Genomic DNA, 24,629 nt, shown 5'->3' with positions numbered 1-24,629 from the left:
GGTCAGGGTCAGTTGTTGCTCGTGACGCCGACGATGGAGGAGAAGATCCTTTCCTGCGGTGTGGTCGGCACGTGGAAGAGGCCGTTGTTGCGGCCCAGCCGCAGCACCGCCGCCTCGTCCGCCACAGCCTTGACGTCTCCCAGACTGTGGCTGATGAGAATCACCCCGACGCCCTGTTCGCGGAGCTCGTCGACGAGATCGAGGACATGACCGGCCTGGGAAACGCCCAGCGCCGCGGTGGGCTCATCGAGGAGGACCACCTTCGGCCGGCCGAGAAGCGCGCGGGAGATCGCCACGGTCTGCCGCTGGCCCGCCGACAGCGAAGCGACCGGAGCACGCACGTCGGGAACACGGATGCCCAGTGCGTCGAGCAGCTGTCGAGCCTCCCCGCGCATGCCGTCCTTGTCCATCAACCGGAACAGGCGACCCCGGGCACCGGGGCACCGCCGCTCCCGTCCGAGGAAGAGGTTCTCGGCGACATCGAGGTAGTCGCACAGCGCCAGGTTCTGGTACACGGTCGCGATGCCCAGGCGCTGAGCGATCCGAGGGGTCCTGATGTGGACGACCTGGCCCTCCCACTCGATGACGCCCTTGTCGGCGGGGTCGACACCCGCGATGACCTTGATGAGGGTGGACTTGCCGGCACCGTTGTCGCCCAGAAGGGCGACAACCTCGCCTCTGCGGAGCTCCAGATCCACATCCTGGAGGGCTTGGACGGCACCGAATCGCTTGGAGATTCCGTGTAGTGACAGCAGGGGTGGCTCAGTCACGCGAATCTCACCCTCTCCGCCCCGCTCGCAGAGGACTCCCTATGTCGAATCATCATCTTTCGCGCCTCTCGGGGCGGGTGCAAACCGTCGGCCGACAGGTCGCTGAGGAGAAGACTGGAATGATGGCGTAGTGGGATATTTATTAACAATATGGGCACGCTTATGTGGATCATGGAGGCTTCCAGGCGCCGGCCCCGGCAGGGGGTCACGCTCCTCCTGGTGGGCACGTTGCTGCTTGCCGTCGGCTGCGGCGGGAGTCAGGGCGACTCGGGTGGCGGCGGGCACCGTAAGGTCTCGATCGGTCTGGTGACCAAGACCGACACCAACCCGTACTTCGTGACCATGCGCAAGGCCGCCGCGGAGGCGGCGAAGAAGAACGGCGCCGAGCTCATCGCCCTGGCCGGCAAGTTCGACGGCGACAACGAGGGCCAGGTCGACGCGGTGGAGAGCCTCATCGCCCGCCATGTGCAGGGGATCCTGATCACGCCGTCGAACACGACGGGGATCCTGGGCGCCATCGCGGAAGCCCGGCGGGAGGGCATCCTGGTGATCGCGCTGGACACCGCCACGGACCCCGCGGACGCCGTGGATGCCACGTACGCGACCGACAACCTCGAGGCCGGACGCCTCCAGGGCGCGTATGTCAGGGCCGTACTCGTCGGCCGGCCCCCCGAGCTGATCATGCTGGACGGTACGGAGGGCTCCTCGGTCAGCCGGCAGCGCCACGACGGGTTCCTCGACGGCTTCGGGATCAGGAACGACTCACCGGCGATCCGCGGGCAGGCGAGCACCAATGGCGACCGCAACCTGGCGCAGACCGCGACGGAGAACCTGCTGCAGCGCACGACCCACGTGAACTCGGCCTACACCATCAACGAACCGGTGGCCGACGGTGCCTCCGCGGCCATCGCCGCCCGCGGCCTCACCCGGCAGGTGACCATCGGCACCATCGACGGCGGATGCGACGGCGTGCGGGCCGTCAGAGCCGGCAAGTACGCGGCCACCGTGATGCAGTTCCCGGTCAGGATGGCCGACGAGGGAGTGGCCGCGGTCGCCGAGTTCGCCAGGAGCGGGAAGAGACCGGTCGGCTTCACCGACACGGGCACGCAGCTCATCACCGACAAGCCGGTGCGGGGACTGGCGTCCCGCACCACGGACTGGGGACTCCGGCACTGCTGGGGATGACCCTCGGGGGCCGACCGGTGGAAGGAACCAGTAAAGGATCATGAGATCTCCCGGTACCACCAGCACTGCCGCCGAGAGAGAGCCGGGCGCCCTGTTGCGGGAGGCGCTGCGGTACGCCCTGCGCACGCCGACGGTCGGTCCCCTCGCCGCCCTGGCCGTCGCCGTACTGGTCTTCTCGCTCACGACGGACACGTTCATGACGCCGGAGAACCTCTCCCTGGTGCTGCAGCAGACCGTTGTGATCGGCACCCTGGCGCTCGGGCAGTCCCTGATCATCCTCACCGCGGGCATCGACCTGGCGAACGGGGCCATCGCGGTTCTCGGCACGATCGTCATGGCCAAGCTCGTCTTCGACGGGGACAGCCCCGCGGCGGCGCTGCTGTTCGGCCTGGCCGTGGCGACCTTCCTCGGGGCCGTCAACGGCCTGCTCGTGGCCCGGCTGGACCTGCCCCCCTTCATCGTCACCCTCGGTGCACTCAGCGTCGTCTACGCCGCGAGCAGGCTCTATTCCGATTCCCGCAGCTATCCGGTGACCAGCGATCTGCTCGTCTTCTGGGGACATGGCGTCCACCTCGGCGGCGTACTCGTCACCTGGGGAACGTTCCTGCTCCTCGGTCTGTACGCGTTCTTCTGGTACGTGCTCACCAAGACGGGCTGGGGCAGGCACATCTACGCCGTCGGCAACGCGCCCGAGTCCTCCCATCTGGCCGGCATCGACGTCCCGCGCACGGTTCTGTCGGTCTACGTCATCGCCGGTCTCCTCTACGGCATCGCCGCCTGGCAGGCCCTCGGCCGCATCCCCAACGCCGACCCCAACGCGTACCAGACGGCGAATCTGGAGAGCATCACCGCCGTCGTCATCGGCGGGACCAGCCTCTTCGGCGGCCGGGGAAGCATCGTCGGAACGCTGATCGGGGCACTCATCGTCAACGTGCTGCGCTCCGGTCTCACCCAGGCGGGTATCGACAGCCTCTATCAGGACATCGCGACCGGGACCCTCGTCGTCGTCGCGGTCGGCATGGACAAGATCCTGCGCAGGGGCGGCACGCGCGGACACCGGTGAACGACCGTCCAGCGGGCGGGGCTGCCGCCAAAAAAATTACCCCAAATGTATTGACTTTTGGCATTTGCGGTAGAAAGTGATTACTAGACCGCAACACCGGAAGGGCCACGAAGTCGGTGAGGACGTCTGGTCGGCGGAGTGACTCGGACAGGATGTGGTTCAGGCCCCCGGCAAGCCGGCGCGATACCGAGGCAACGGTGACGACTGAAGCTTCAGGACACGCGCAGCACTACCGGGGACTGTCTTTGCCCTCGGAGCCTTCGTGCACGCCTGACCGCAGCGCGAAGGCTTCAGTCACTCTGCGTCCAACGGTCGATGCGAGGCCGCCCGGTCGGTCTCGGACACCGTCCGCAGCCGCGCCGCCTCCTCCATCAGCCGGCTCGCGGTCGACGTACCCAGCGGGTCGCTCGCGGCGGTCATCAGCCAGGCGGCCGAGACGGGGTCCGTACGCGGCGGGACCACGAGGAGGTTCCAGCGGCCCATGCGGTAGGAGAGCAGCATGAGCTCGTGCGGGTCCTGCTCGGTCAGGAACCAGCCCACCTTCACCACATGCCCGGCGACGGGCACCTTGCGCGGAACGACCGGCCAGTGGGTGGGATTCACCGTCACCCGGGTGATCCGCCCCCACAGCGGATCCAGCACGGCGGTCAGGGTGGGGAGTTCCGCCCCGAGATCACGGGAGCGGGGCCACCATGCGCCGTCCAGGAGGGCAGGTGCGGGACCGACGGGAGCCAGCGACAGGCGGAGAGGGGGCGAAGAGGGTGGGGGAGACGGCAACCGGTCTTCGAGTGTCGGCGAGAGGGAAATGGTCGCAGTCATGACGCGAACCCTGCCCCGGGCCGACCGCAGTCGGCCCGGCCTATTGGATCGCCGAAAACGACACGAGCGTGGTGGCCGGTGCGCGAAATATCCTCGGTGATTCCACCGTACTCCTCGGACAAGGCCCTTGAGCGGAGCACGAAGCCCCTGATGCCCGAAACGCGCATGAGGCATAGGGTGAAACCGGGTCGGCACACTCTCACGTGCGACCGGCCTGGAAGGGCGACCCCGGTGTTCATACGCCGGGGTCGTTGGATGACGGCCGGCGCGCCGTCGGAAGCAGGCCATGGCCGCCGTCGGCCCCGTTCGATCAGACCGGTACCCCGGACCCGGCTCGCTCGCCGGCCGACATGCCGCATATGGCGTAATCGGCTCGTCGGACCAGTCGGCGGTGCAAGCCTGGGCCGGTCCACAGCGTTGTGCCACGCCGATCGCCGATGACCGCCGGGCCGCGGTTCGACGAGGCCGGGGCACCGGGCCGCTTGCGAACACCGTGTGGACACGGCCGCCCCATGAGATTCCCAGGCAGATCGCGCCCCGGGACGAAGGGAAGCAAGCAGCGATGACGGACGGTGGGCACAAGCCGGGCGGGATCGGGGTGGACCGGTCGGAGGGGTTCGGCGAACGACTGCTGGGTGTGCTGCTGGACCGGGCCCACGAGATGCCGCCGGAGTTGATCGCCCCACTCGTCGCGGAGGAGGTGGCCAGGGTCGGCGGGCGGGAGGTCTCCATCCTCCTTCAGGACTACGAACAGGTGCTGCTGGTGCCGCTGCCGGGCCGCAGGCTGAGGGTCGGCGGCCCGGAGTCGGTCGAGGACTCGCCCGCCGGCGAGGCGTTCCTGAGCCGCAGAACGGTGGAGGTGCCACAGGACGGCAGCGTGCGGATGTACCTGCCGCTGCTGGACGGCAGCGACCAGATCGGGGCGATGGCCGTCACCCTGGACAGGGTCGATGACGACGACCGGCGACTGCTCCGCAGACTCGCCGGTCTGGTCGCGGACATGATCGTCACCAAGGACGCCTACACCGACCTGTTCTTCCAGGCCCGGCGCAGCGCCCCGATGAGCGTGGCCGCGGAGATCCAGTGGTCGTTGCTGCCCCCGCTGTCGATGACCGTTCCCCAGGTCGAGGTGGCCGGAATCCTGGAGCCCGCCTACGACGTGGCCGGAGACAGCTTCGACTACGCCCTCAACGGCGAGATCCTGCACGTGGCCATGATCGACGCGATGGGCCACGGACTGGACGCCGCGACCATGGCGACGGTGGCCATCGGCGCCTACCGCCACACGCGACGGTCCGACACGGATCTGTCCCGGGTGTACGCGTTCATGGACAGGGCCATCGACGAGCAGTTCGGCCCCGACCACTTCGTCACCGCGCAGATGATGGTTCTGAACATCGCCACGGGACAGCTGCGCTGGGTCAACGCCGGCCACCCGGCCCCGTTCCTGATCCGGGACCGCGCGGTGGTGGACCGGCTGGAGAGCCCGACCACGTTGCCGGTCGGCTTCGGTGGCGAGGAGCCGGTGGTCAGCGAGCGGATGCTGCGCCCCGGGGACCGGCTGCTGTGCTTCACCGACGGCCTGATCGAGGAGCATCAGGCCGGCGGGGAACAGTTCGGTGAGGAGCAGCTCGTCGAGTGGACCAACCGGATCCTCCGCGACCGCACCGAGGTACGGGCGGTGGTGCGAGCCCTCTCCCACGCCCTGAAACAGGAACGCGGCGGCACCACGAGCGACGACGCGACCATCTTCCTCATCGAGTGGCGAGGCGGCGACGCCGACCATCTCGCCGCCCTCGACTGAGCCCGCGACGAGGGCGCGGGGCCTGGGCGGGTGCCGCGGCCCCACGCCTCGCCGGATCGAAGGTGCCGCGGCCCACGAGGTCGAGAACGGCGCCGTCGCTCGCGCCCCCCGGGGGGGGCATGACGCTGGCGTCGGAGGCCGTTCGTGGGTTACGTTTGGCATAGGACAAACTTTGGCATAGGACAATTCTTGTGTTCGGGCGGAGCTGATCACGTGCGTATCCGGGGCACCACCGCGGCCGAGATCGCAGGGAGTGTGCGGGACCAGGTCGCCTCGGGCGAGCTGGCGCCGCAGTCGAGCCTGCCCCCGGTGCGCGCGCTCGCCGCCGAACTGGGGGTCAACCGGAACACGGTCGCCCTCGCCTACCGGCGGCTGGTCGAGGCGGGAGTGGCCGAGACGCGAGGTCGCGGCGGCACGGTGGTCGCGGCGGTGCCGCAGCTCGCACGCGAAGGCGTCGGTGTCGGCGTCGGTGGCGACCGCATCGACCTGGCCAGCGGCAACCCCGACCCGGAGCTGCTGCCCGACACCCTGGCCGCCGCCCGGCGCGGAGACTACGACCGGCCGCTGTACGGTGTGCCCGCTGTCGACGCGGGGCTGGACGCGTGGGCCCGTGCCGATTTCGCCGAGGACATCGACCGTCCGTTCCGCACCCTGGTGACGCACGGAGCGGTGGATGCCACCGAGCGGCTGCTGGACGCCCACCTCACCCGCGGGGACCTGGTGGCGATCGAGGACCCCTGCTTCCTGGCGAGCATCGGCACCCTGCGGCTGAGCGGTTACCGCTCGGCGCCCGTCGGGGTCGACGGCGCCGGCATGCGCCCCGACGCTCTGCGGGCCGCTCTTGAGGCCGGTGCCCGCGCGGTCGTCTGCACGCCCCGTGCCCACAACCCGACCGGTGCGAGTCTCACCGCGGAACGGGCGGCCGACCTGCGGGCGATCCTCGCCGAGCACCCCCAGGTCCTCGTGATCGAGGACGACCACTTCTCGGCGGTCTCCGCGCGGCCGTACCACCGGATCACACCACCGGGCAGTGCGCGCTGGGCGCTGGTGCGGTCCGTGTCCAAGTTCCTCGGGCCGGACCTGCGGCTCGCTCTCGTGGCCGCCGACGCCGAGTCCACCGCGCACCTGGAGGCACGGCTGAGCGCCGGCACCACATGGGTCAGCCGCCTGCTGCAGCACATCGCCCGTGAACTCCTGCTCGATCCCCGCGTCCACGAACTCCACGAACAGGCCCGCGAGGTCTACGCACGGCGCAGCGGTCTGCTCGTCGAGCGGCTGCACGCCCACGGCATCGAGGTCCCGCACCGGCCTGACGGACTGAACGTATGGGTCCAGCTCGACGTCGACGCACGGGCCGCGGTCGCGGCCCTGGCCGAGCGCGGCTGGGCGGTACGGCCAGGGCACCTCTTCTCGCCGGATCCGGCCGCCCACCCGGGCGCGATCCGGGTCACCTCCGCCACCGTCACCGAGCCGCAGGCCGAGGCCTTCGCCGCCGATCTCGCCGCGGTCGTCGCGGAACTGCGCTCGCCGGCCGGCTGACCATCACGGAATCCCACCCACTCAAGGAGCCACCATGTTCCGCGGCCTGAGCGCCTTCCCCCTCACACCCACCAGCGAGCAGGGCATCGACGAAGCGGCGTACGCGGCGCTCGTCGCCCGCCTGGCCGCCGCCGGCGTGGACTCCATCGGCGCGCTCGGCTCCACCGGCGGCTACGCCTACCTCACCCGGGAGCAGCGCGCCCGCGCCACGAAGATCGCGGTCGACGCCGCCGACGGGGTTCCCGTCATCGTCGGTATCGGCGCGCTGCGTACCTCGCACGTGCTGGAGCTGGCCGAGGACGCCCAGAAGGCGGGCGCCTCTGGAGTACTGCTCGCCCCGATGACCTATCAGCCGCTCACCGAGGAAGAGGTGTTCGGCCTGTACGAGGACGTCACCCGCGAGCTCTCCGTACCGCTGTGCGTGTACGACAACCCCGGCACCACGCACGTGCACTTCACCGACGAACTGCACGGCCGTATCGCGCAGTTGCCGAACATCGGGTCGATCAAGATCCCCGGTGTCCCCGACGACCCGCGCGAGGCCGAGCTCCGTGTCGACGCACTGCGCGCGAAGATCCCGACCACCGTCACCATCGGGGTGAGCGGCGACTGGACGGCCGTCCGCGGCCTGAACGCCGGGTGCGACGCCTGGTACTCGGTGATCGGCGGCACCTTCCCGCGCACCGCCCTCGTCCTCACCCGCGCCGCCCAGGCCGGCCACGCGGGCCCGGCGGCGGACCTGTCCCGGGAACTCGAACCGCTGTGGGCCCTGTTCCGCCGCCACGGCAGCCTGCGCGTCATGTCGGCCGCCGCCTCCCACCTCGGCCTGACGGAGGAACCCAACCTGCCGCGCCCCTTGCGGAGCCTGGACGGGACCGCCCGCCAGGAGGTCGTCGCCGTGCTGGACGCCCTCGCGCTCACCTCCTGAGCCGAAACGGACGCCATGAGCCGGCAGCGCACAGCAGGCACGCCGCGGACCCGGCAGGCCCTGCATCCGCCCGTGAAGGAGAGCAGCGGCCTGGCGCGCTACGTCCTCGCCGCGGCACTCGCCCGCACCGCCGACGGCGGGGCCGTGGTGGCCGTCGTACTGCTCGTCACCTCGTCAGGTGGCTCCGGGACGCTCGCCGGGGTGCTGGGTGCCTGCATCACCGCCCCGCACCTGCTCGGCCCGTTCGTCGCGCGGCCGCTGGACCTCGCGCGGGACGGCCGCAAGGTCATCGCGGCGGCCTGCCTGCTGTACGCCGCCGCGCTGGCCGCGGGAGTACTGGCATACGGGCACGCGCCGGCCGTACTGACCGCGTTGCTGCTGGCCACGGCCGGTACCTGCGGGCCTTTGCTGACCGGCGGCATCAGCAGCCGGCTGCCCGCCATCGTCGGTCCGCGACTGCGCACGCAACGGCGGGCCCAGGGCTGGGACGTGGCCACCTACGGCATCGGCGGCACCGTCGGCCCGTCCCTGGTGGCTGCCCTGTCGGGCTGGGTCTCGCCCACCGCGGCGGCACTCGCGCTCGCGGTGGGGGCCGCCACGGCTGCGGGTGGCGTCCTGCTCCTGCCGTACGCCGAGCCGTCCCACGGCGGCGACAGGACCGCGGTCCTCAAGCCGGGAGCGACCCTCGCGCTGATGGCCCGCACCGGCGATCTCCGGCGTACCGCCTATCTGACGATGGTCGTCGCCCTGAGCGTCGCCGCACTGCCGATCACCGCGGTCCACCTGACGAAGATCCTCGGCACCGCGCCTGCCACCGCAGCCGTCCTGACCGCCGCCTACGGCCTCGGCAATCTCACCGGGTCCATGGCCGTCATGGCCTTCCCGCTCACCGGCACCCCCGGCCGGCTGATGCGCCGCCTCGCCCTGGGCGTCGCCGCCGGCCTCCTCACCGTCACCCTGAGCCCCGCCTTCGCGGTGAGCGTCGCGGCCTACGCGCTCACCGGGATTCTCAACGCCTTCTTCTTCGCCGCCACCCTCGCGGCCCGCACGGAGTACGCACCGCGCAGGGCACGCAGCCAGGTCTTCATCTGGGTCGCGGCCCTGAAGATCACGTCCGGATCCGCCGGAACGGCGCTGGCCGGCTCCCTGACGGGCATGACCGTCAGACTGCCGCTCCTCGTCGGCCTGCTGGCCGTCTCGTCCGCTGTCGTCGCCGCGACCGTCGAGGCGCGCCTCGCGGGAACCGGCGAGAAGAGCCCATGACGGTGCGGGGACGCGTCGATCACCTCCGACTCTCTTGGGTTACCAAATAGCGGCATATGCCGCATAACGCTGATTCGATGAGATGTCGAACAGTGGACGCCCAGGGGGACGCCGGGCCGGCTCCGGCCGGTTCGCGGTGCACGTGGTGCGTGCCGCTCCTTCCGCGAAAGGACGTTTGGGACTCATGACCGTCAACGGCAAGAAGAAGGCCGCGTCGCCGCCGAGGAAATCCGCCTCCGCCCAGGACAAGCTGATCGACTCCCTGAAGCAGTACATCCGCACGCGGGGACCGGACCTGCTGAAGGACCCCAACGTGTCGTCCGTCGGCATCGGCCAGAAGATCAAGAACGGGGTGCGGGGCAAGCAGGTCGTGCTGCAGTTCACCGTCGACAGCAAGGCCGAGCCGGAGGCGCTGGAGGCACTGGGCACGACCCGGATACCGGACACCGTCACGGTGGACGGCGTACAGGTGCCGACCGACGTCGTCCAGCGCAGCTACGCGCCGCACTTCCGGGTGGTGGCCGAGGTGGAGCAGCCGGAGCGCAAGAGACACCTCGACCCGATCATCCCGGGAGCGAGCGTCGGAGGTGTGACCGTGACGGCCGGCACCATCGGCTGCATCGTGTTCGACAAGACGGACGGCACCCCGTACGTGCTCAGCAACTGGCATGTGCTGCAGGGCCCGGACGGTCAACTGGGCGAGGAGATCGTGCAGCCCGGCCGGTTCGACGACAACCGCGTCTCCCGCAACCACCTCGGCGCCCTCAAGCGCTCCCACCTCGGCCCGGCCGGTGACTGCGCCGTCGCGACCATCGACGGCGGACGCACCTTCGACCCGAAGATCCTGGACCTCGGTGTGGCACCCCAGGAGCTGGGCGAGCCGGAGCTGGGCGACAAGGTGATCAAGAGCGGCCGCACGACGGGCGTCACGCACGGGATCGTGCGCCGTATCGGGACCATGGCCAAGATCGACTATGGGGGCGACGTCGGCGAGCGGACCATCGGGTGCTTCGAGATCGGGCCCGACGACGAGCACCCGGCCGCGGACCGGCAGATCAGCAGTGGCGGCGACTCGGGCGCGGCATGGCTGTTCAAGCAGAACGGCCGGCCGGGCAAGGTCATCGCCGGACTCCACTTCGGCGGTGAAAGCGCCGGCGACCCGGACGACCACGCACTGGCCTGCCTGTCGAGCTCCGTGTTCGAGAAACTCGGCATCACCCTGCAGCAGCCCACCCCCGAGGAAGTACAACCCCTGCTGGGCTACAACCCGCAGTTCCTCGACGAGCAGATCGACGTCCCGCGCCTTTCCGCACAGCTCAGTGGCGATGCCGTACGGCTCGACGGCACCGAGGTCATCGACTACACGCACTTCTCGCTGACGCTCAGCAAGAAGCGGCGCCTGCCCATATGGGTGAGCTGGAACATCGACGGCGCGAGCCTGAAGAAACTCAGCCGCTCCGGGATCCCGTTCACCAAGGACCCGCGACTGCCCGCGAACACCCAGGTCGGCAACGAGCTGTACGAGACCAACCGGCTCGACCGCGGTCACATAGCCCGCCGCGCCGACCTGCTGTGGGGCAGCCTGCCCGAGGCGCACAAGGCGAACACCGACTCGTTCTTCTACACCAACATCACCCCCCAGAAGGACGACTTCAACCAGAGCGCCAGGGACGGCCTGTGGGGCGAGCTGGAAGACGCCGTCTTCGCCGACGTCGACGTCGACGACCTCAAGGTCAGCGTCTTCGGCGGACCGGTCTTCCAGGAGGACGACCGCGTGTACCGCGGGGTGAAGATACCCCGCGAGTTCTGGAAGGTCATCGCCTTCGCCGAACGGGGCGAGCTGAAGGCCAAGGCGTTCTTGCTCACGCAGAACCTGGACCAGCTCGAAGTCCTCGACCTCGACGAGTTCCGCGTCTTCCAGGTCACCCTCGACGAGCTCGAACAGCGCACCCACCTCCGCTTCCCCACCACCCTCCACAAGGGCGACCACCTGCTCGTACCCGAGTCCGTGGCCGAGCGGATGCCTTTGGACACGCTGGCCGACATCCACTGGGGCTGATCCGCCGGATCCCCCGGACCGTGCGCATGGGTGTACCCCGTCCGCCTCACGGACGCGGTACACCCACAGCACCCGTAGTTCGTCCGGGTCAGTGGGCCTTGATCTCATTGACGTCCAGGCCGCGGTCGACGCCGTGGGGGACGACGTTCTGGCCGGGTTCGGGGTGCAGGCGCGTACCGTCGAGACGGACCTCGACCCTGTCCGCTTCGAAGGACACCAGGTCGCCGATCCGGTCGACCTCCCGGTAGGCGTTGCGGTACGACCAGGCGGCGCGGTGCACGTCGCCGATGTCGTAGTAGTTGCACAAGCCCTTGTAGGGGCAGAAGGTCTGCCCTTCGACGGGGCGCAGCCGGGTCTCGTCGACGTCGGCGCGCGGAACGTACCAGCGCGGGGCGAATCCTGACTCGAAGAGCACCACGGGGTGCTCGGAGCGGGCGATCACGCTGTCGCCGAGGCGGACTTCCAGCGTGCGGGAGGTGTCGCGGATGTCGATGCGGTGGTAGGGGTCCGCGGCGTGTCCCAGGATGCGTTCGTCCTCTTCGTAGAAGGCGTCCATCGCCCGCCACGCGAAGGCGATACGGCCCTGGAGCTCGCAGGCGTGCCCGGGCAGTGCCGTGAATTCCCAGGCGGCACGTTCGGTGGTGCGGTTGCCGGCCTGCACCGCGTACCAGGCGGTGTCGCCGAGGTCCTTGTGGTGGGTGACCTTGCCGCTGGGGACCAGGGCCGGCTCGTTGACGTCCTCGCGGGGGAAGTAGGCGACGGGATAGCGGCCCGGCTCGTGGAGCAGGACGACGTTCTCGCTGTCGGCGATCCAGGTGTCGTCGAACCTCACGCGCATGCGGCGGCGCAGCCGTTCGGCGAACAGGAGGCGCTCGGGCAAGGGCTCGGGGGTGAGGAAGCGCCCGATCGCGCCTGTGGCGAGGGGGCCTTGCTGCCAGGACAGTCCCATGGGGCTCCTTCCGGGTACCGGGTCCTTCGCCGCCTGGATCCTCTGCGCGTCAGGCGAGGAAGCGGGCGAGGAAGTCGCGGATGTGTTCGGTGATGGTCTCGAGGTGGCTTTCCAGGGCGAAATGCCCGGACTGGAGCAGGTGGACCTCGGCATCGGGCAGGTCCTGGCGGAACGCCGTGGCGCCGTCGGGGCCGAAGATCTCGTCGTTCGCGCCCCAGACCGCCAGCAGCGGGACCCGGGAGTCGCGGAAGTACTGGTGGACCTGCGGATAGAGGTCCACGTTGGTGGGGTAGTCGCGGAAGAGCCTGAGCTGGATCTCGTCGTTGCCGGGCCGGTCGAGGAGGGCCTGGTCGTGGACCCAGTTGTCGGGGCTGACCAGGCTGGGGTCGGCGACACCGTTCACGTACTGCCAGCGGGTGACCTCAGGGGTCAGGGCCCCGCGCATGGGCGCTTCGGTGTCCGGCCCGGGGGACTCGGCGTAGGCGAAGACGCCGTCCCAGAAGGGCTTGACGAAGCCTTCCTCGTAGGCGTTGCCGTTCTGGGTGATGATCGCGGTGACGCGGTCCGGGGCCTGGATCGCGAGCCGCCAGCCGATGGGGGCGCCGTAGTCCTGCACGTACATCGCGAACCGGTCGACGCCCAGCTGCTGGAGCAGGCCGGCGGTGACCTCGGTGAGGGCGTCGAAGGTGTACGGGAAGTCCTGAAGGCTCGGCATGGCGGACTGGCCGAACCCGATGTGGTCGGGGGCGATCACGCGGTATCGGTCGGCGAGCGCCGGGATCAGGTTGCGGAACATGTGCGAACTGGTCGGGAAGCCGTGGAGGAGGACCACGACGGGGGCCTTCGGGTCGCCGGCCTCCCGGTAGAAGACCTCGAGACCCTTGACCGTGGCGGTGCGGTGGTGGACTGCGGAGCTCATCTAGCTAACCTTTCTGTCGAGTTTGAGTGGTTACACATCCAGTCGAGCACGCCTGTTTTAACCTGTCAAGATGGTTTTACTGGTTAGGGTGACAAGGGTGGGATCGGGGGAATCGCCGCGCCCGGCGGTGTGGCGTCGACGTGACTCGAGCCTCTGTCCGTGAAGGGTCGTCGGCCAGTGCGGACCTGTGGTCATGTAACCTTTCAAGTGAGTGCAAATGGTTAGGAGGGGGCAATGGTGGCCGGTCGGGAACAGCAGGACGCATTGCTGGAACTCCTCAACACCACGCCCGTGGTCAACGGGGTGGTCCGGGACCGGCTGGCGGATCCGAAAGCGGCCGGCTCCTGGCAGCGGGCCCACGGTGGCAGTGGCAGCGCAGAAGAGCACCGCCATGTCCTGGAGGTGCGTGATGCCTTGCAGGACCTGGTGCGCGGCAGCCGGTCGGCCGCGTCTCTGGCCCCGCTTCTGAGGGATGTCACCTCCCGTCCGCACGTCTCGTCCGCGGGGGTGTCGTGGGAGCTGGACGTTCCCGCAGAGCGCCGGATGGCGGTGGAGGCCCTCCTGGCCTGGAGTGCGCTGGAGGAGACCATGCCGGGCCGGCTGCGGCCGTGCGCCAACCCGGAGTGCCGGCTGTTCCTCATCGACCGCAGTAAGACGAACAGGGCCCGCTGGTGTTCGATGGCCGTCTGCGGCAACCGGATGAAGGCAAGGCGCCACTACCAGCGCACCCGCGACGTGCAGCCGGGTGACAGCTCCGGCGGTCACGTCTGATCCGTACCGCCACGTCGACGCTTCACCTCGGCGATCTCGCCGGCGATCACGGCCGTGCCGGCCGCGGGAAGCAGGGCACCGAGCAGGGTTCCGGCGCCGAGCCGGGCAAGGGCGAGCTGGAAACGTCGGCCGACGGCTGTCGCACCGGCCTCTGGTGCCGGACGCTCCTTCGCGAGCAACCGTGTGGCATTACTCCGGCGGTGCAGGGGATGCACCCCGGCACTGCCGGTGCGACGGCCGGGCAGGCCGGTACGTTCCGGTTCGCGTCGGCCGGGCGCATGGATCGGCAACGGTGCGGAGTCAGCTCGTCGCGCGATGCCGGAGACGGTGTATTCGCAGGTCAGCAGTGATGCCGCCACCCAGGCGCCGTCGCTTCCCGAGCTGGGAGCGCGAGTTCGATTCTCGTCACCCGCTCCCGCGGAACCCCCCGGCTTCGAGTCGCCGCACTTGCGGTATGCATATGCCCGAATACAGTGAGTGGTGGCATTTGGGGCGTTTCAGTGCGGTTTGTTCGCGATGGACCACCCATTCTGTGCGACTGAGAGGAACACCCAGATGCAGCCCCACCCTGAGGACCTGCGTGCGGAGGCGACCTACCGCGACGACGGTCACGTCAAGCTGGAGGGCATCTCCCTCACCTGGCAGATCGGCCAGAACGTCCCTGGCCAGGGACTCACGGAGCCGCCCGACTGGAACAACGGCCGGCCGGACTACCCGCACCACTACGAGGTGTGGTTGGACGGGCGGCTGGCACAGACGGTGGACCTGTACTGGGCGGCCTGGTATCCGCACTGGCAGGCGGCGAACCGGCACTGGGTGTGCCTGGGTGAGGCTCCGGCCCGCGAGTACCGGGTGAAGATCCGGGCCCGGCACACGGACGGCTCGTGGGGGCCGTTGACGGACGAGCTCACCGTCGACACGTCCACGTCCAAGCCCTACAACGTATTCATCCCCGCGCGCACCGAGGAACGGCAGGAGGGCGGCCGGGAGCGGCACGGGAGTCTGGAATTCCCGGTCAGCAGGGCGATCCGGGCGATCCGTGACGAGGACGATTCGCCGATCTGCCGGCAGGCGCGCGCGCTGAACACCTCGACCACCTGGCAGGAAGTGGTGCCTCCCGGCACGGTCGGCGATCCGCCGTGGAACGAGGCCCGCGGGTACCTGGAGTACCGGAAGTTCTTCCGGGGCGCCGACGTGGCGTCGGCTGCGAATCCCGCCTTCCAGGGCCTGGACCTGCCCGGCGGGGACGGCCTGGGTGACTGGCCGACCAGCACGCTGGAGGCCGTCGACGGGCGGCACACCTTCACCTACAACTACCGGCAGAACCACATGGGTCCGAAGTGGACACACCAGTGGTTCATCACCTCGGAGGGCTGGGACCCGGCGCAGGGCATCTCCTGGGACGTGCTGGAGCCGACTCCCTTCATGGTCGAGTACCACGGCAGCGGCACGCACGCCGACCAGGAGCTGCAGTACACGACCGAGGCACTGGCGTCCCGGCGGGGACGGCATGCCATCGTCAACATCTGGGGTGGCGGCGACGCCGGACACGACTCCGTGGGCGAGTTCTTCGTCAGCGTCTCCGACGTCGACTTCCACTAGCCCCCTCGTCCCCCGAGAGGAGAGCCATGAGCACACGCAAGTCCGCCACCCCCGCCGCACAGTCGCTCTACCACGCCATGTCCGGCCTGGGCGGCCCGCTGAGTTCCGGCGAAGGCGCCGCGCCCGACTTCGCCGCCGCACCGCGCGCGGCGGCCGGCGAGGAGCCGTCGGTACTGATCCTCGGCGCCGGGGTCGGTGGCCTCACCGCCGCCTACGAACTGGGCAAGCTCGGCTACCGGTGCACGGTCCTGGAGCCCCAGCCCCGCACCGGCGGCCGCAACCGCACCGCCCGCAAGGGTGACAAGCTGTACGAACTCGACGGCGAGGGCAACAGCCCGGTGCTGACCCACACCTGCGCGTTCGACCAGGGCCTGTACCTCAACCTCGGCCCCGGACGCATCCCTTACCACCACCGCCGAGTCCTCCGGTACTGCACCGACCTCGGGGTGCCGCTGGAGCCGTACATCATGGAGACCACGGCGAACGTCCTGCACCGCGCGGGACACACCCCGCCCGGCCGGCCCTGGCGCAACCGGCGGATCGCCAACGACACCCGCGGCCACCTCGCCGCGCTCCTGTCCGCCACCCTGACCGAGAGTGACGAGTTCACCGGGCTGCTGCGGGACCTGCTGAGCAGGTTCGGCGACCTGGACGAGGAGAACGAGTACCACGGCTCCACCCGCTCCGGCTACGACGAGCCGCTCGACGTCCACGAATTCCCCCGGCCCGCACCCCCGCTGCCCCTCGCCGAACTGGTTCGGTCGGAGTTCTGGAAGCACAGGTTCTACCAGCCGGTGGACTACCTGTGGCAGGCCACGATGTTCCAGCCGGTCGGCGGCATGGACAAGATCGTCCACGCGCTCACCGAGCGGATCACCTCCGAGTACGACGTGACCGTCGAACTCAAGGCCGAGGTCACATCGATCGACCTGGCGGGCGATGCGGTCAGCGTCACCTACCGCTCAGGTGGACAGGAACTGACGACGACGGCGGACTACTGCGTGAGCAACATCCCGCTGCCGGTGCTCAAGCAGCTCACGCTGACCGGCTTCTCCACGGCGTTCCGGAACGCCGTGAAGGCGGTGGGTTTCGCGCCGACGTGCAAGGTCGGCTGGCAGGCGAACCGGCGGTTCTGGGAGGACGACCACAACCAGATCTACGGCGGCATCAGCTGGACCGACCACCCCATCACCCAGTTCTGGTACCCGTCCAACGACTACTTCTCCGAGACGGGCACCCTCACCGGGGCGTACAACTTCGGCGAGTACGCCGAGGACATGGGCAAACGCACGCCGGCCGACCGGCTGCGGCTGGCCCGCGACGGAGCGGCACAGCTGCACCGTGAGTTCCTGGAGAAGACCACCGTGCCCCAGGACCTGGGGGTGACCATCGCCTGGCACAAGGTGCCCCACCAACTCGGCGGCTGGGCAGACTGGGACCCGGCCGACCCCGACCACCAGGTCGCCTACAAGCAACTCCTCCAGCCCGAGGGCGACGGCCGCTTCTACGTCGTCGGCGACCAGGCATCCCCGCTGCCCGGTTGGCAGGAAGGGGCCATGATGTCGGCGCAGTACGTCGTCGCCCAGATCCTCGGCCTCCTCCCGCGCACCGCCCCCACGGCCGTCCAGGTCCCCGACGCCGCCTTCCTCACCCAGGGACTCTGACCACGGCACGGCGCCCTGGGCCCGGATCCACGGCTGACGTACGGGTTCCGGTGGTCAGAACCAGGAAGGCCCAGGTCAGAGAACCGGCCTTTTAAGTGCCGCGGAAAAGCGAGTCCCGATGATGAGGGCCGGCGCGCGCGAGTCGGTCATGTCGCGCCGCCGCCTCCGCCGCCGGAGGATCTGCTGGAGCCGGGCTGCCAGCGCGGGGTGGTCACCGCGGCGAGGGGGTGCGGACTCCCTGCGTCGTACGCCGATACCGAGGCGTACGGCGGCCACCAGTGCGGCCGTGACGAGCAGGCCGCAGACGACGATGATCACCATCCCCGCCGCCGGGTCGGCGGCGGCCAGTTGCTCATGGGTCGTGTGCATGGGCGCCGAGTACCCGTTGCCCGGTGGCGAATGCCGTGGGAAGAGGCGTGGCTGACGTGGTGTGTGCCTGGTCGCCGGTAGCGTCGCCGTGGAGTGGACGAAGAGGTATGTATCGGCCGTTTCGTTGAGCGGTGCCCTTGCGTGGGAGCCGACGGTTGACCGGGAGGGCGAGCACCCGCGAGGCGCTTTGCGCGCTCGGCTCGGCTGAGGAGGAGCATGAGCGAACTGTCACAGCGGGCCGGTAGCGGGACCGGGTCTTCCGTCGCTCCGGCACCGCTGGGCCGCGGGCTGCTGGCGTTGAGCGGTACGGCCGATCACAAGGTGATCGGCCGGCTGTACATGGTGACGGCGTTCTGCTTCTTCCTCCTCGCCGGTCTGCTCGCCCTCGGCATGCGTGCCGAACTCGCCCGTCCAGGGCTCCAGTTGATGAGCCAGGACGTCTACAACCAGCTGTTCACCATCCACGGCACGATCATGATGCTGCTGTTCGCGACCCCGATGTTCGCCGGGTTCGCGAACGCGGTGATGCCGTTGCAGATCGGTGCCCCGGACGTGGCCTTCCCGCGGCTGAACGCGCTGTCGTACTGGATGTATCTGTTCGGCGGGCTGATGGTGGTCTCCGGGTTCGTGGTGCCGGGGGGCGCGGCGTCGTTCGGGTGGTTCGCGTACGCGCCGCTCAACAGCGCGTACCACTCCCCGGGCGCGGGCGCCGACCTGTGGGTGATGGGGCTGGTGGTGACTGGCGTGTCGACCACGCTGGGCGCGGTCAACTTCGTCACGACGATCCTGTGTCTGCGCGCGCCGGGCCTGACCATGTTCCGGATGCCGATGTTCACCTGGAACGTGCTGTTCACGTCGATCCTGGTGCTGCCGGCGTTCCCGGTGCTCACGGCCGCGCTGCTGGCGCTGGAGTGCGACCGGAAGTTCGGCTCGCACGTCTTCGACGCGCACAACGGCGGGGCGTTGCTGTGGCAGCACCTGTTCTGGTTCTTCGGGCATCCCGAGGTGTACATCGTGGCGCTGCCGTTCTTCGGGATCGTCTCGGAGATCATCCCGGTGTTCTCGCGCAAGCCGCTCTTCGGCTATCTGCCGATGATCGGGGCCACGACCACCATCACCATGCTGTCCGCGGTGGTGTGGGCGCACCACATGTTCGCGACCGGGGCGGTGCTGCTGCCGTTCTTCTCGGTGATGTCGTTCCTGATCGCGGTGCCGACCGGGATCAAGTTCTTCGCCTGGATCGGGACGATGCACCGGGGTTCGCTCTCCTTCGAGACCCCGATGCTGTGGTCGGTGGGTTTTCTGGTGTCGTTCCTGCTCGGCGGGTTGAGCGGGGTGCTCCTCGCGTCGCCGCCGCTCGACTTCCATGTCACGGACTCGTACTTCGTGGTGGCGCATCTGCACTATGTGCTGTTCGGCACGGTCGTGTTCGCGATGTTCGCCGGGTTCTACTTCTGGTGGCCGAAGTTCACCGGGAAGATGCTCGACGAACGGCTGGGCAAGGTGCACTTCTGGCTGCTCTTCCCGGGGTTCCAGCTGACGTTCCTGGTGCAGCACTGGCTCGGCGAGGCGGGGATGCCGAGACGGATCGCCGACTATCTGCCGGCGGACGGGTTCACCCTGCTCAACACCCTGTCCTCGGCGGGCGCGTTCCTGCTCGGGATCTCCACGCTGCCGTTCCTCTACAACGTCTGGCGCACGGCCCACCGGGGACGGCAGGTCGACCAGGACGATCCCTGGGGATACGGACGCAGCCTGGAGTGGGCCACCTCCTGCCCGCCGCCCCGGCACAACTTCGTGGCGCTGCCCCGGGTGCGGTCGGAGTCCCCGGCGTTCGACCTGCACCATCCCCGGATCGTGCGGCAGGCGGAGCAGGAGGGCCTGCGGTGAAGGCCGAGGCACTGCTCTTCGGCGGGGTGGCCGTCTTCTTCGGTGCGTCCGCCGCGCTCTACGGCGTGTGGTCCCACGCCGATCCGGCCGGTACGGCGGCGCTGATCGTGGCGTTCGGGATGGCCGCGCTGGTGTCGTTCTTCTGCGCCACCCAGTACGTCCGGCGCGGCCCGCGCGCGCAGGACCGTACGGATGCGGAGGTGGCGGACTCCGCCGGGCCGCTGGAGTTCTTCCCGCCGCACAGCCCCTGGCCGATCGTCACCGCGTTCGGGTTCGCCGTCGCGGCGGTGGGGGTGGTGTTCGGGCTGTGGCTGTTCCTCATCGGCTTCGGCGTTCTGGCTCGGGGGGTTGCCGGGCTGGTGTTCCAGTACGCGAGCCGGGGGGCCGGTCCGGAGGACTGAGCGGCCTGCGCGGGGCACCCGGCCGGAACGACGTGACCGGGCGGTGGCCGCTCTCGTAGCCGCCGGCCAGGGTCTGCCGTACCTCCCCCGTCTCCTCGCCCTCGGTCAGCAGTTCCTGTTCCGAGTGCAGCAGCGCGCGGCACACCGTGCGGGTCACGAAGAACGCGGCGACCGGGGCCACGACCAGGGCGACCCGGAAGATCCACGTCAGGGCGTTCACCGAGATCCGGAAGCTCAGGGCGATGACGTCGTTGCCGCCGGCCAGCAGCAGCACGGCGTAGCAGGTGACGCCCGCGGCGCCGAGGCCGGTACGCACGGGCCGTTCGCGTGGCCGGTCGCCGAAGTGCTGCTCCTGGCCGTCCTCGCCGGTGAGCCGCTGCTCGACGAAGGGGTAGGCGTACAGGACGAGGAAGAGCAGCGCGGGCAGCACGACGGCCGGCAGCAGGACGTTCCACATCAGGGTGTGCCCGGCGAGGTTCGTCTCCCAGGGCGGGACCAGGCGCAGCGAGCCTTCGAGGAAGCCGACGTACCAGTCCGGCTGGGAGCCGGTCGACACCTGGTCCGGCCGGTAGGGGCCGTACACCCACACCGGGTTGATCTGCGCGACGGCGGCGAGCGCCACCAGCAGCCCGGAGACGGCGAGGGACAGACCGGTCGAGGAGGCCGCGAACTGGGGGTGGAGCGGCTTGCCGGTCACGTTCCTGTCCGTGCGTCCGGGGCCGCGCCACTGGGTGTGCTTCAGGTGGAACACCAGCATCAGGTGGACGGTGACCAGGGCGAGCAGCACGCCGGGCAGCAGCAGGATGTGCAGGGTGTAGAGCCGGGGCACGATGTCGTGGCCGGGGAACTCGGAGCCGAACGCGAACATGGCGAGGTACGTCCCGACGACCGGGATCGACAGCATGATGCCCTGGGCGATCCGCAGACCGGTGCCGGAGAGCAGGTCGTCCGGGAGCGAGTAGCCGGCGAAGCCCTCGGCGAGGGAGAGCGCGAAGAGGGTGACGCCGATGGCCCAGTTCATCTCGCGCGGTCGGCGGAAGGCGCCGGTGAAGAAGATCCGCAGCAGGTGCAGGCCGATCGCGGCGACGAAGACCAGCGCGGCCCAGTGGTGGGTCTGCCGCATCAGCAGGCCGCCGCGGACGTCGAAGCTGATGTGCAGGGTCGAGTCGAACGCGCCGGACATCAGCGTTCCGCGCAGGGGTTCGTAGGGGCCCTCGTAGACCACGTCCCGCATCTCGGGCTTGAAGAAGAACGTCAGCCACACGCCGGTCAGCACCAGCACGATCAGGCTGTAGAGGGCGAGCTCGCCGAGCAGGAACGACCAGTGGTCGGGGAAGGACTTGCGGATCAGCTGCCCCGCCCCGTCGTGGACGGGCAGCCGGGCGTCGACCGCGTCGGCGAACCGCTCGCCCCGGCCGCGTGCCCTCTTCATACGGCTGCCACGGCGGCGCCGGCGCCTTCCCCGCATCGCACTGGACCCATGTGACGCCCTCCTCAGGACCGGGTGCCGTCGTACTCTCGCCATCCCTTGCCCGAGAGGCGCGGAGCGAGTACCGCACCCCCGCGAAACACTCGCGCGGCAGGACCTCGGCACCCGATCGGACGAGCCGCCGGAGACGGCGCCGTCGTCAGGCCTCCCGGTCTCCCGGGGGCGATGACCCAGGAGCCCCGCGCGAAGGCACTCCTCCCGCTGCCACGGGGTACTCGGCAGCGGTCAGCCGGACGGACCCGGTTCAGGAGGCACGACGGCGGACTTCGGACATCGCCGGACGCGCCCGTGGTGGCGCGGGCTGAGTGAAGGCGGTGACCGCGGTGGACGGTTCCCCGAAGACCGAGGGCACCGTACTCGTCGTCATCGACCACGAGGACGCCGAGCTGCTCGTGCCCGGCGTCGGCCGGGGTGTCGTGGAGGCAGTGCCGTGTCGGCCGTGCGGGCGGGTACTCGGCGGGGGACCATCGGGGCACCGGCGTCTCCGTGGCCCGGCGGCCCGGAGCCCGGGCTTGAGGTCCGGCGGGGAGCACGAGAGGCGGCTGTCGGCGGTGGAGCCAGATCTGTTGCGGCAGGCGGTGGAGCAGCTGGGCACGGCCATGGCCGTGATCGACCCGGCCGGGCGGATCGTCGCGGTCAACCGGGCCGCCGAGCGGCTGCTGGGCCGCCCGGCGGCGGCGGTGTACGGGCGGGACCTGCATGACCTGTGCCATCGGGATCCGGGAGGCGCCCGCGTCCCGCGAGAGCGCTGCCCGCTGCTGCGGGCGCTGGCCGAGGGGCGTTCGGCGCGCGGGGACGACGACAGGTGTCTGCGGGGTGACGGACGGCTGATCCCGATCTCCTGGTCGGCCACGCCGCTGACGGACGACGGCGTCGGCGGCCGCTCCCCGGGCATGGTCGTGCTGATCGTCGAGACGGTGGAGGACCGCCGCGCCCGCAGGGAACGGGCGGAACGGGCGGAGCAGTCGGAGCGGGGGGAACGGGCGGAACGGGCCGCGCGTACGAGCGCTCTGGAGAGTCTCACCGAGCGGCTGACACTCGTCGCGGAGATCACCGATGTGCTCGGTCAGACCCTGGAGGTCGACGAGGCTCTCGCCCGGTTGAGCCGGCTCCTGGTCCCCCGCCTCGCCGACTGGGCCGCGGTGGACCTGCGGGTCGGCTCCCGGCAGGTGCACCGGGTGGCGGTGACCGGCCCCGACGGCCGTGCTGCCGGGCAGGAGGACTGGCGTGGCCAGCTGCCCCCTGCCGGGGAGTCGGTCCACTCGCCCCTGGTCCAGGTGCTGAACGGAGGCGGCCCCGTCCTCCAGGACCGGGCGGCCCTGGACGCGCCGTCCGACTCCCCGCTGGCCATCGTCCACGGCGCTTTCCTCAGAGCGACCGGCGCGGCTTCCGTCATCACGGTGCCGCTGGGGAGCAGACGGCAGGTCACCGGTGCCCTCACGCTGGTGCGCACCGACGCGGCGCGGCCCTTCGACACCGGCGATCTGGACGTGGTGAGCGACATCGGCCGCCGGGTCGGCCTGGTCATCGACAACGCCCGCCGGTTCGGCCGGCAGCGCGCGGTCGCCGAGGCCATGCAGCGCAACCTCCTCCCCCCGCTGCCCGAGCACGGCCGCATCCAGCTGGCGGCCCGGTACCAGCCCGCGCCGGCCGGCTCGCAGGTCGGCGGCGACTGGTACGACGCGTTCATGCTGAGGGACGGCGCGCTCGCCCTGGTCATCGGCGATGTCGTGGGCCACGATCTGACCGCCGCGGCCGGCATGGCGCAGTTGCAGGGCGTCCTGCGCTCCCTCGCATGGGACCGCACCGGGCCGACCGGTGCCGTCGTGGACCGCCTCGACGAGGCCATGCACGCCATCACGACCGTGCCGTTGGCCACCCTCGTCCTCGCCCGGGTGGAGGGCCCGGACACCGGCCCCTGGACGCTGCGCTGGACCAGTGCCGGGCACCCGCCGCCCCTGCTGCTCACCCCGGACGGGAACGCGCAGTACCTGGAAGCCGGGCAGGGGCTGATCCTCGGAGCCAGTCCGGACGGTGGCAGCCACCGGCCGAGCGCGGCCCACGCCCTGCTGCCGGGGTCCACGCTCCTGCTCTACACCGACGGCCTGATCGAGTCTCCCGGCAGTGACCTGGACACCGGGCTCGGCCGACTGCGCCGCCACGCCCTCACCCTCGCCCACGAACCGCTGGACACGCTGTGTGACCAGGTGGCGGCCCGGATGTCGCCCGGCAGCACCGACGACATCGCCCTTCTCGCCCTGCGCCTGCCGCTGCCCCTGCCCCTTCCTCGTTCCCTGCCTGTGATCGGGGCCGGGAGGTGATCCGTGAGGAGGCGGCCGCTCACGTCCCCGGATCCAGTACCAGGATGCGGAACGGACCGGGCGGCACGGCCGGCCGCACAGCCGGGGGGCTGTCGTCTCCTGCGTCCCGCCAGCCCCAGGACCGCATGGTTTCCACCGTCCTGTGGTCCCGGGCGTCCACCAGCGTGACGCCGAGCGCGGCGCCGTGGTCGGCGAGCAACCGCCGCTGCAGGCGCCGGGCGAGGTTCCAGACCTGGTCCTTGTACTCCCGGCGCACGCGGGGCGGCACCACGATTCCGGAGACGACGAAGAGCCCGCCGGAAGCGGCACGGCGAAGCAGGCTCTCCGCGACGTGTCCGCCGAACCCCGCCCACCACGGACCCGCGCCGGCCGTGGGGAAGCCGTAGGCGTATCCGGCCAGGGCGGTGGTCTCCGCGATCAGCAGCGCGAACCCCGGTCGTCGTGCGTCGGCCGCGAGATGGAGCAGGAAGGTGGCACGCGCCTGGTTCCACGCCTGCGCGTCCCCGCCGGAGGTCTCCGCGTACAGGTCGCCCAGCTCCTCCAGACGGTCCGCGACCTGACCACGGGTCAGCGGGCGGACGCGTTCCGCCACCTCGGGCGAGGAGCGGCGCTCCGCCTTCGCCGAGTCCGGCAGGCGAGTGCGCGGCCTGCCCCGTGCGGGTTGGAGCGCGGGGAGGGTCAAGGTCGTCGGGAGGAACACCTGCGCGGGCATCAGCAACCCTGCCCCGGGCACGGGCGAAGGCCGACCCGGCGTCGTCGATCCCCGAGAACGGCACCGGTGTCGGAGGCGGTGCACGGCATGCCCTCGGTCCCTCCACGGTACT

General features: G+C 70.3%; 21 protein-coding genes. 13 read left to right on the top strand and 8 right to left on the bottom strand.

What is annotated here, in order from left to right:
- Positions 1-8: 8 nt before the first annotated feature.
- Positions 9-770 carry an ATP-binding cassette domain-containing protein gene (locus ACWGKQ_RS01440; protein ID WP_453289813.1) on the bottom strand — a complete coding sequence of 254 codons (762 nt, stop codon included), beginning with the start codon at positions 768-770 and terminating at the stop codon, positions 9-11.
- Positions 771-941: 171 nt separating this feature from the next.
- Between ACWGKQ_RS01440 and ACWGKQ_RS01435 the strand changes: the two genes are divergently transcribed.
- Together ACWGKQ_RS01435 and ACWGKQ_RS01430 are read left to right on the top strand one after the other, a co-directional pair.
- Positions 942-1,955 carry a substrate-binding domain-containing protein gene (locus tag ACWGKQ_RS01435; RefSeq protein ID WP_453289812.1) on the top strand — a complete coding sequence of 338 codons (1,014 nt, stop codon included), beginning with the start codon at positions 942-944 and terminating at the stop codon, positions 1,953-1,955.
- A gap of 40 nt (positions 1,956-1,995) precedes the next feature.
- Positions 1,996-3,018 carry an ABC transporter permease gene (locus ACWGKQ_RS01430; RefSeq protein ID WP_453289811.1) on the top strand — a complete coding sequence of 341 codons (1,023 nt, stop codon included), beginning with the start codon at positions 1,996-1,998 and terminating at the stop codon, positions 3,016-3,018.
- 294 nt (positions 3,019-3,312) lie between these two features.
- Here ACWGKQ_RS01430 and ACWGKQ_RS01425 read toward each other — a convergent pair whose 3' ends face one another.
- Positions 3,313-3,837, bottom strand: a complete 525-nt coding sequence (locus tag ACWGKQ_RS01425; protein ID WP_453289810.1) for a DUF5994 family protein — start codon at positions 3,835-3,837, stop codon at positions 3,313-3,315.
- Between the two features lie 562 nt (positions 3,838-4,399).
- On the opposite strand from ACWGKQ_RS01425, the gene ACWGKQ_RS01420 reads away from it, so the two are divergent.
- The 5 genes from ACWGKQ_RS01420 (at position 4,400) to ACWGKQ_RS01400 (ending at position 11,430) form a co-directional block, all read left to right on the top strand.
- Positions 4,400-5,641 (top strand): PP2C family protein-serine/threonine phosphatase, encoded by a 1,242-nt coding sequence (locus ACWGKQ_RS01420; RefSeq protein ID WP_453289809.1) that lies wholly within the window; start codon positions 4,400-4,402, stop codon positions 5,639-5,641.
- 213 nt (positions 5,642-5,854) lie between these two features.
- Positions 5,855-7,180, top strand: coding sequence for an aminotransferase class I/II-fold pyridoxal phosphate-dependent enzyme (locus ACWGKQ_RS01415; RefSeq protein ID WP_453289808.1), 1,326 nt, complete (start codon positions 5,855-5,857; stop codon positions 7,178-7,180).
- A 34-nt stretch (positions 7,181-7,214) separates the two neighbouring features.
- Complete coding sequence (locus ACWGKQ_RS01410) at positions 7,215-8,108, top strand: dihydrodipicolinate synthase family protein (RefSeq protein WP_453289807.1); 894 nt, start codon at positions 7,215-7,217, stop codon at positions 8,106-8,108.
- 15 nt (positions 8,109-8,123) lie between these two features.
- Positions 8,124-9,371: an MFS transporter gene (locus ACWGKQ_RS01405; protein WP_453289806.1), complete on the top strand. Its 1,248-nt coding sequence runs from the start codon at positions 8,124-8,126 to the stop codon at positions 9,369-9,371.
- A 184-nt stretch (positions 9,372-9,555) separates the two neighbouring features.
- Positions 9,556-11,430: a DNA/RNA non-specific endonuclease gene (locus ACWGKQ_RS01400; RefSeq protein ID WP_453289805.1), complete on the top strand. Its 1,875-nt coding sequence runs from the start codon at positions 9,556-9,558 to the stop codon at positions 11,428-11,430.
- 88 nt (positions 11,431-11,518) lie between these two features.
- Here ACWGKQ_RS01400 and ACWGKQ_RS01395 read toward each other — a convergent pair whose 3' ends face one another.
- Both ACWGKQ_RS01395 and ACWGKQ_RS01390 read right to left on the bottom strand, forming a co-directional pair.
- Positions 11,519-12,379, bottom strand: coding sequence for a DUF427 domain-containing protein (locus ACWGKQ_RS01395; RefSeq protein ID WP_453289804.1), 861 nt, complete (start codon positions 12,377-12,379; stop codon positions 11,519-11,521).
- A 49-nt stretch (positions 12,380-12,428) separates the two neighbouring features.
- Positions 12,429-13,298 carry an alpha/beta fold hydrolase gene (locus ACWGKQ_RS01390; RefSeq protein ID WP_453289803.1) on the bottom strand — a complete coding sequence of 290 codons (870 nt, stop codon included), beginning with the start codon at positions 13,296-13,298 and terminating at the stop codon, positions 12,429-12,431.
- Between the two features lie 234 nt (positions 13,299-13,532).
- Here ACWGKQ_RS01390 and ACWGKQ_RS01385 point away from each other — a divergent pair, with 234 nt between their 5' ends.
- The gene (locus ACWGKQ_RS01385) at positions 13,533-14,069 is read left to right on the top strand and encodes a CGNR zinc finger domain-containing protein (protein ID WP_453289802.1); all 537 of its coding nucleotides are present in this window, start codon (positions 13,533-13,535) and stop codon (positions 14,067-14,069) included.
- Here ACWGKQ_RS01385 and ACWGKQ_RS01380 read toward each other — a convergent pair.
- Positions 14,060-14,428 (bottom strand): hypothetical protein, encoded by a 369-nt coding sequence (locus tag ACWGKQ_RS01380; RefSeq protein WP_453289801.1) that lies wholly within the window; start codon positions 14,426-14,428, stop codon positions 14,060-14,062. The genes ACWGKQ_RS01385 and ACWGKQ_RS01380 overlap by 10 nt on opposite strands.
- A gap of 196 nt (positions 14,429-14,624) precedes the next feature.
- Between ACWGKQ_RS01380 and ACWGKQ_RS01375 the strand changes: the two genes are divergently transcribed.
- Positions 14,625-15,671 carry a lytic polysaccharide monooxygenase auxiliary activity family 9 protein gene (locus ACWGKQ_RS01375; RefSeq protein WP_453289800.1) on the top strand — a complete coding sequence of 349 codons (1,047 nt, stop codon included), beginning with the start codon at positions 14,625-14,627 and terminating at the stop codon, positions 15,669-15,671.
- Positions 15,672-15,697: 26 nt separating this feature from the next.
- Positions 15,698-17,335 carry a flavin monoamine oxidase family protein gene (locus ACWGKQ_RS01370; protein WP_453289799.1) on the top strand — a complete coding sequence of 546 codons (1,638 nt, stop codon included), beginning with the start codon at positions 15,698-15,700 and terminating at the stop codon, positions 17,333-17,335.
- Positions 17,336-17,410: 75 nt separating this feature from the next.
- Here ACWGKQ_RS01370 and ACWGKQ_RS01365 read toward each other — a convergent pair whose 3' ends face one another.
- Positions 17,411-17,704 carry a DUF6479 family protein gene (locus tag ACWGKQ_RS01365; RefSeq protein ID WP_453289798.1) on the bottom strand — a complete coding sequence of 98 codons (294 nt, stop codon included), beginning with the start codon at positions 17,702-17,704 and terminating at the stop codon, positions 17,411-17,413.
- A 216-nt stretch (positions 17,705-17,920) separates the two neighbouring features.
- On the opposite strand from ACWGKQ_RS01365, the gene ctaD reads away from it, so the two are divergent.
- Complete coding sequence (ctaD, locus tag ACWGKQ_RS01360; protein WP_453289797.1) at positions 17,921-19,594, top strand: aa3-type cytochrome oxidase subunit I; 1,674 nt, start codon at positions 17,921-17,923, stop codon at positions 19,592-19,594.
- Positions 19,591-19,995 carry a cytochrome c oxidase subunit 4 gene (locus ACWGKQ_RS01355; RefSeq protein ID WP_453289796.1) on the top strand — a complete coding sequence of 135 codons (405 nt, stop codon included), beginning with the start codon at positions 19,591-19,593 and terminating at the stop codon, positions 19,993-19,995. Before ctaD ends, ACWGKQ_RS01355 begins: the two co-directional genes overlap by 4 nt.
- Here ACWGKQ_RS01355 and qcrB read toward each other — a convergent pair.
- Entirely contained in the window at positions 19,913-21,427 is a 1,515-nt protein-coding gene (gene qcrB, locus ACWGKQ_RS01350; RefSeq protein ID WP_453289795.1) for a cytochrome bc1 complex cytochrome b subunit, read from the bottom strand. The two genes, ACWGKQ_RS01355 and qcrB, sit on opposite strands and share 83 nt — an antisense overlap.
- Positions 21,428-21,789: 362 nt before the next feature.
- Here qcrB and ACWGKQ_RS01345 point away from each other — a divergent pair, with 362 nt between their 5' ends.
- Positions 21,790-23,805 carry a SpoIIE family protein phosphatase gene (locus tag ACWGKQ_RS01345; RefSeq protein WP_453289794.1) on the top strand — a complete coding sequence of 672 codons (2,016 nt, stop codon included), beginning with the start codon at positions 21,790-21,792 and terminating at the stop codon, positions 23,803-23,805.
- Between the two features lie 19 nt (positions 23,806-23,824).
- Here ACWGKQ_RS01345 and ACWGKQ_RS01340 read toward each other — a convergent pair whose 3' ends face one another.
- Positions 23,825-24,517, bottom strand: a complete 693-nt coding sequence (locus ACWGKQ_RS01340) for a hypothetical protein (protein WP_453289793.1) — start codon at positions 24,515-24,517, stop codon at positions 23,825-23,827.
- Positions 24,518-24,629: the final 112 nt, after the last annotated feature.

This window comes from Streptomyces sp. NPDC054770, from assembly GCF_053611985.1.
Note: the sequence above shows the minus strand (reverse complement) of the source record. Positions and strands in the feature narration are given on the sequence as shown.